Source organism: Micromonospora sp. NPDC048930 (assembly GCF_043197935.1).
Lineage (GTDB): Bacteria > Actinomycetota > Actinomycetes > Mycobacteriales > Micromonosporaceae > Micromonospora.
Window position 1 is genome coordinate 156,848 of sequence record NZ_JBICUB010000015.1, and the last position, 6,000, is coordinate 162,847.

Below are 6,000 nucleotides of genomic sequence, written 5' to 3' on the forward strand. Positions count from 1 at the left end.
CCGGCTACCGTTGCCGGCGTGCCAGAAGGACACACCATTCACCGCCTGGCGGCCCGGCACGCCGAGCTGTTCGCCGGCGACAAGGTGCAGGCCGCCAGCCCGCAGGGCCGCTTCGCCGAGGGCGCGGCCCGGATCAGCGGCACCGTCCTGGACGGCACCGAGGCGTACGGGAAGCACCTGCTGCACCACTACGCGGGCGAGCTGACCCTGCACGTGCATCTCGGGCTCTACGGCAAGGTCACCGACGGCCCCGGCGAGCCGCCGCCCCCGGTCGGCCAGATCCGGCTGCGGCTCACCAGCGACGCCCACTGGCTGGACCTGCGCGGCCCGACGGCCTGCGAGCTGCTCACCCCGCCCGAGGTGGCCGCGCTGCGCGACCGGCTCGGCCCCGACCCGCTGCGGGCCGACGCCGACCCCGACCGGGCGTACGCGCGGATCCGGCGCAGCCCCACCCCGCTGGCCGCGCTGCTGCTGGATCAGTCGGTGGTGGCCGGCACCGGGCTGATCTTCGTGACCGAGGCGTTGTTCCGGGCCGGGCTGCCGCCCACCCTGCCCGGCCGTGACCTGAGCCCGGCGGGCTGGCGGGAACTCTGGGCGGACCTGGTCGCGCTGATGACCCGCGCGGTGGAGCGGGGCCGGATCGACACCGTACGGGAGATCCACCTGCCGGAGGCGATGGGCCGCGCGCCCCGGGTCGACCGGCACGGCGGCGAGGTGTACGTCTACCGCCGCCCCGGCGCGCCCTGCCACGTCTGCGGCACCGGGGTCAGCCGGGGCGCGCTGGCCGGCCGCAACCTCTACTGGTGCGCCACCTGCCAGGCCGGCTGACGCCGGAGCGGTACCCCCGCGACCGACCCCGCCGGCCACCGGCGTCGCGGCGAGCGCCGGGCCGCGTCCCGCACCGCGTCGGCGGCGTCAGCTCGCCGCCCGAAGGATGCCCCGCGGGCGGTGCCGCAGCTGCTCGACGGCGTGCGCGGTCGCCTCGTCGGCGGGCAGCAGGACGACCAGCTGCTGCGCGTCGGTGCTCGGCAGCTCCAGCCGTTCCCGGTCCCAGCGCAGCTCCTGCGCGGCGGGATGGTCGATCCGGAGCGGGACGGGCGACGGGGGCAGGTGGTGGTGGAGCCGTCGGGTGAACTCCGGCCCGGCGACGGGGGCGAGTTCGGCCTTGAACCACTCGGATGTCTCCGCGGACGGCCCGAGCCAGAGGTCGAACGCCTGCTCGTCGGCCACCTGGTGCCAGTCGGGGAGGAAGGTACGGGCACGCGGATCGGTGAACACGTAGCGGGTCAGGTTCGGCCGCTCCGTGTCGAGCAGCCCGATCCCCCGCATGACCAGCTCGAACCCGCTCGTGTACGCGAGCACGTCGCCGAGGCGGTTGGTGACGAACGCGGCGGCGGGCTCCAGCAGTCGGAGGGTCGCCAGCACCGCGGGCCGGACCTCACGGTTGGGCGGCGACGGCCGCCGGTGCCCAGGGCAGGCGCCGCCGGTGATCTTCGCGAGGTAGCGCAGGTGGTCGCGTTCCCGGGCGTCCAGGCTCAGGGCGTCGGCGAGCGCGTTCAGCACCGCGGGCGACGGGTTGCGGTCCCGTCCCTGCTCGATCCGGGTGAGGTACTCCACGCTGATCCCGGCGCGGGTGGCCAGGTCCGAGCGCCGCAGGCCGGGAGCCCGACGCCGGCCACGATCGGGCAGGCCGAAGGACTCCGGCTGGATGCTGTCGCGCTTGGCCCGGACGAAATCCCCCAACGGCGTACCCATGGGTCCGAAGTCTAGGGCGGGTGCCGGCGGCCCTGAACCTCGTAGCGTGGCCCCACGGGGGCCAGCCTGCGCCCGGTCTGGTTGCGGCCGTCGCGGCGGCGGACCGTGGACCGCATGAGCAAGAAGCACAAGTTGGTCGTTGTCATCGGAAGCGTCCGCGAGGGCCGGTTCGGGCCCGTCGTCGCTTCCTGGGTCGCCGAGCAGGCGCGCGAGCACGGCGGGTTCGAGGTCGACGTCGTCGACCTCGCCGAGGTCGAGATCCCGCTGTCGTTGCCGGCGGAGTCCCCGAAGTTCGCCGGCGACGCCTACCCCCGCCCGGAGGGGATGGCGTCGCTGACCGCCCGGTTGACGGACGCGGACGCGTTCATCCTGGTCACACCGGAGTACAACCACAGCTATCCCGCCTCGCTGAAGGCGGCCATCGACTGGCACTTCACCCAGTGGACGGCCAAGCCGGTCGCCTTCGTCAGCTACGGCGGGGCCGCCGGCGGTCGCCACGCCGTCCTCCACCTCGAGAACGTCCTCACCGAACTGCACGCGGTGACGATCCGCGACGGCCTGGCCTTCCCGAACTACTTCACCGGCTGGGAGGACGGCCGGCCGCTGGACGCCGCGGCGCCCGGATACGCCAAGACCCTGCTGGACCAGCTCGCCTGGTGGGCCGGAGCTTTGCGGGCGGCCCGCGACGCGGTCCCGTATCCGGCCTGACCGGACCGGCACCGGTCCCCGGCCGTCGCCGGGGACCGGTCACTCCACGCCGAGCAGCCAGCGGACCACCTCGATCTGGTTCGGGAACAGCTGTCCCGCGCCGATGCTCCACGCCGTGCAGTGCACGACCGTCCAGCCCCGGACCCGCTCCCGGTCCAGGCCCAGCTCGGCGCTGAGCCGGTCCAGCCGGTGCCGCACCGCCGCGGGCGAGTGCCCCAGCTCCATCCCGCGCACCATCGGCACCGGCCCGAACTCCCGCTCGCCGACCAGCGGCTTCGGGTCGATGACCAGCCACGGCTCCCGCGTCGCCCGGAGCACGTTGCCGGCGTGCAGGTCCTGGTTGACCAGCACCTGCTCGCCCTGGCTCGGAGCCAGGTCGGCGAGCAGCCCGAGGGCGGTGTCCAGCAGCCGCCGCTCGTACGGCCGGTTGGCCTGCTCCCAGTGCGCCGGGATCCGCTCCGCCCAGCCGGCCGCCTCCTCGGCGAGCGGGGTGAACGGCGGGCCGGCCGGCACGCCGAGCCGGGGCAGCAGCTCGACCACGGCGGCCAGCGCCGCGTCCGCCGGCAACGCGTGCAACGGGGTGCCGGGCACGCAACGCTCCACCAGCAGCGCCCGCCGCCCCGGGTCGTGGGCCAGCAGCCGGATCGCACCCCGGCCGGCCCAGTGCGCCAACGCGGCCGCCTCGTGCACGCTGTCGTCGTCCGGGTACTGCAGCTTCAGCACCGCCGGCGTGCCGTCCGGCAGCTCTGCCGGCACCGCAAGCGAGGCGAACGCGTACCCGAACGGGGGTCCCACCACCCGGAGGTCCCACTGCGCGACGCACTCCGCCAGCCGGTCCGGCAGCACCGCCCGCCACGCCCGGCCCGCCGGGATCCGTTCGGTCCAGCGCAGGCTCTCGGGGATCTCCATCCGGCCATCCTCGGGCCTGTTCCCCGATCGCGTACAACCGTTTCCGGCGGGGTGTCGTCTGGAACAGCGAACCCCACGGAGGTGGCCGGATGCCGGACGCATCGGACCAGGAATACGTCGAGTACGTCGCCGCGCGCCTGCCGGCGCTGCGCCGGCTCGCGTACGCGCTCTGCGGCGACGCCGACCAGGCCGACGACCTGGTGCAGGAGACCGCCACGCGGCTCTACCTGCGCTGGGCGCGCATCGGCGAGGTCGAGCAGCTCGACGCGTACGTCCGCACGGTGCTGGTCCGGTACTTCCTGGACACCCGGCGGCGCGGCTGGTGGCGGGTGCACCTGTTCGGCGGGCCCCCCGACGTCCGGTCCACCGAGGACCGGGGCGTCGAGGAGCGGACCGTGCTGCGCGACGCCCTGGCCCAGGTGCCGCCCCGCCAGCGGGCGGTGCTGGTGCTGCGCTTCCTGCACGACCTGCCGGTCGAGGAGGTGGCCCGGACGCTGGGCTGCTCGCCCGGCACTGTCAAGGATCGTTAGAAGCTAGGGTCGATGTTGCCGACACGAACGTCGATCTAGGGGGACGGTCTGATGGTACGGCGGAGGGTCCGGTCGGGGAATCGGGGCCGGTTCGACAGCAAGGACGCGTTGCTGGCCGGTGGCGTAGAGGTGCGGGCGTTGCGGTATCAGCGCGCGAGTCAGGACAAGAAGGAGCAGGGCAAGAGCGTCCACGACCAGGGTGTGCTCAATCTGGCGGAGATTACGAAGCGTTCGTGGGCGGACGCGGGGTCGTTTACTGACAACCACCGCTCGGCGAGCCGGCGTGCGACGAAGGAGCGGGAGCAGTTCGAGTTGTTGATCGAGCAGATCCGCGCGGGCAAGGGTGACGTGCTGGTGGTGTGGGAGATTTCCCGCAAGGAACGTGACCTCGCGGTGTTTGTGAAGATCCGGGACATGTGCCACGAGGTCGGTCTCTACTTTTGGCTGGTCGGCGGCGTTTTGTATGACCTGCGGGACAAGAACGACCGGATGATGCTCGGCTTCCAGGCGGTGCAGGCGGAGTGGATGGCCGACTCGATCCGCGACAACGTGCTGCGCGGCATCGTCGGCGCGGCCGAAGCGGGCCGCCCGCACGGGAAGATCACCTACGGGTACCGGCGGATCTACGACCAACGCACGAAGGCGTTGCTGCGCCAGGAGCCGGACACCGAGGTCCGCACTGCGGTCGCCGCCGACGGGACCGTCACTGAGTACTCGCACGCTCAGGTGGTGCGGGACAACTTCCGCAAGATCTCCGAAGGCATGCCCCTCACCGTCCGGGAGGCCGAACTCAACCGCCTCGGCATCCCTGCCTCGCAAGGCGGGATCTGGCGGCGCGGGATCCTGCGCAAGCAGTTGATGAACCCCGCCTACATCGGCAAGCGGGTACTGCGCGGGGAGATCGTCGGCGACGGGATCTGGCCCGCCCTGGTGAGCGAGGAGACGTACTGGTCTGTGGTGCGGATGCTGGGCGACCCGTCCCGCACGACGACCCGCCCGGCGCGGGCGGTGCATCTGCTGTCATACATCGTGCGCTGCGGGGTGTGCGGGGGTCCGTTGTCGTCGCAGCGGCTCAACCGGCACGGCTGGACCGGTCAGGTGTACTCCTGCCTGCACAAGCGGTGCACGGCGGTGAAGGCCGAGTTCCTGGATGAGTACGTGCAGCGCACGGTGGTGGCGTGGCTGTCCCGCCCCGACGTGTACGACACCCTCACCGCCGCCAGCGCCACCGACGAGGAAGTTGCCCACGCCCGCGCAGAGGCGCAACGGCTGCGGGGCGAGTTGGAGGATTGGCGGAAGCTGGGTGAGGAGGGCGAGGTCACCGCGATCGCCTACGCCCGTGCCGAGAAGGGCCTGTTGGCGCAGATCGCCGAGTACGAGCAACGCGCCGCCCACGCCGGGATCCCCGCCGTGCTGCGCGGGCGCATCGGCGACCAGGCGGTGCAAACGTGGCAGGACCTGGGCGACGACATTCCGGTCAAGCGGGAGATCATCCGCCTCGTCGCCGACATCAAACTCCTACGCGCCGGGTTCAAGGGCGAACGCCGCACCTTCGGCCGCCACCGCCTCGACTGGACCTGGAAGTTCGGCCCGCAAGACCAGTAAGCGACCTGATCCTGCGCGGCAGCCGCGAGGCGAGTCGCTGGACGACTTGACCTTTCGGCCGGGGGTGAGTGTCGGTCGTGTCCGCCGCCTGTCTCCTACCGGGCCGGCGGGTGCTGCGGCGGTTCGCCTTCGACGTCACCGCTGCTGACCAGCAGAAACGAGCAACTGCCGCGACCCGCAGGCGGCGTAGGTCTTCCTACCCGTGCAGGCCCTCGACGCCCGGTCCAGCCTGCGGCGTATGCTTTTGCTTCCGGTCGCCAGAGGTCCGGCGACTTGCCGGCGATTTGCTCGCACAGCAGGTCAACAGGGGTCACACTCTCGGATCCGAGCCATCGGGTCGGGTCGAGGGATAGCAGCTGTCGCGACGTACGCCGCTGAATCACTCTGCTTCACCGGACTTTAGAGCGACCGGCAATAGGCGTCACCTGAGTCGGCGGGTTGTCGGCCGGGTGTCCCAGCGGTAAAGCGTGCGGGCTCGTTGGATGAGTTGACG

General features: G+C 72.3%; 6 protein-coding genes. 4 read left to right on the forward strand and 2 right to left on the reverse strand.

From position 1 onward, the window contains the following. Nucleotides 1-18 precede the first annotated feature (18 nt). A complete protein-coding gene (locus ACGFI9_RS30400; protein ID WP_393183352.1) occupies nucleotides 19-828 on the forward strand; it encodes an Fpg/Nei family DNA glycosylase in 810 nt (269 codons plus the stop codon). A gap of 87 nt (nucleotides 829-915) precedes the next feature. On the opposite strand, the gene ACGFI9_RS30405 is transcribed toward ACGFI9_RS30400, so the two are convergent. After that, on the reverse strand, nucleotides 916-1,755 hold the full coding sequence (locus ACGFI9_RS30405; protein ID WP_393183354.1) for a helix-turn-helix domain-containing protein: 840 nt from the start codon (nucleotides 1,753-1,755) through the stop codon (nucleotides 916-918). A 114-nt stretch (nucleotides 1,756-1,869) separates the two neighbouring features. On the opposite strand from ACGFI9_RS30405, the gene ACGFI9_RS30410 reads away from it, so the two are divergent. Further along, nucleotides 1,870-2,463, forward strand: a complete 594-nt coding sequence (locus ACGFI9_RS30410) for an NADPH-dependent FMN reductase (protein ID WP_393183356.1) — start codon at nucleotides 1,870-1,872, stop codon at nucleotides 2,461-2,463. Nucleotides 2,464-2,502: 39 nt separating this feature from the next. Here ACGFI9_RS30410 and ACGFI9_RS30415 read toward each other — a convergent pair whose 3' ends face one another. Next, on the reverse strand, nucleotides 2,503-3,372 hold the full coding sequence (locus ACGFI9_RS30415) for an aminoglycoside phosphotransferase family protein (RefSeq protein ID WP_393183358.1): 870 nt from the start codon (nucleotides 3,370-3,372) through the stop codon (nucleotides 2,503-2,505). An 89-nt stretch (nucleotides 3,373-3,461) separates the two neighbouring features. On the opposite strand from ACGFI9_RS30415, the gene ACGFI9_RS30420 reads away from it, so the two are divergent. Further along, entirely contained in the window at nucleotides 3,462-3,902 is a 441-nt protein-coding gene (locus tag ACGFI9_RS30420) for a SigE family RNA polymerase sigma factor (RefSeq protein WP_393183360.1), read from the forward strand. 51 nt (nucleotides 3,903-3,953) lie between these two features. After that, nucleotides 3,954-5,507: a recombinase family protein gene (locus tag ACGFI9_RS30425; protein ID WP_393183362.1), complete on the forward strand. Its 1,554-nt coding sequence runs from the start codon at nucleotides 3,954-3,956 to the stop codon at nucleotides 5,505-5,507. Nucleotides 5,508-6,000: the final 493 nt, after the last annotated feature.

Coding starts and splice junctions, on each gene's coding strand:
- ACGFI9_RS30425 (WP_393183362.1), top strand. CDS start 3,954: ATGGTACGGCGGAGGGTCCGGTCGGGGAATCGGGGCCGGTTCGACAGC.
- ACGFI9_RS30415 (WP_393183358.1), bottom strand. CDS start 3,372: ATGGAGATCCCCGAGAGCCTGCGCTGGACCGAACGGATCCCGGCGGGC.
- ACGFI9_RS30405 (WP_393183354.1), bottom strand. CDS start 1,755: ATGGGTACGCCGTTGGGGGATTTCGTCCGGGCCAAGCGCGACAGCATC.
- ACGFI9_RS30420 (WP_393183360.1), top strand. CDS start 3,462: ATGCCGGACGCATCGGACCAGGAATACGTCGAGTACGTCGCCGCGCGC.
- ACGFI9_RS30410 (WP_393183356.1), top strand. CDS start 1,870: ATGAGCAAGAAGCACAAGTTGGTCGTTGTCATCGGAAGCGTCCGCGAG.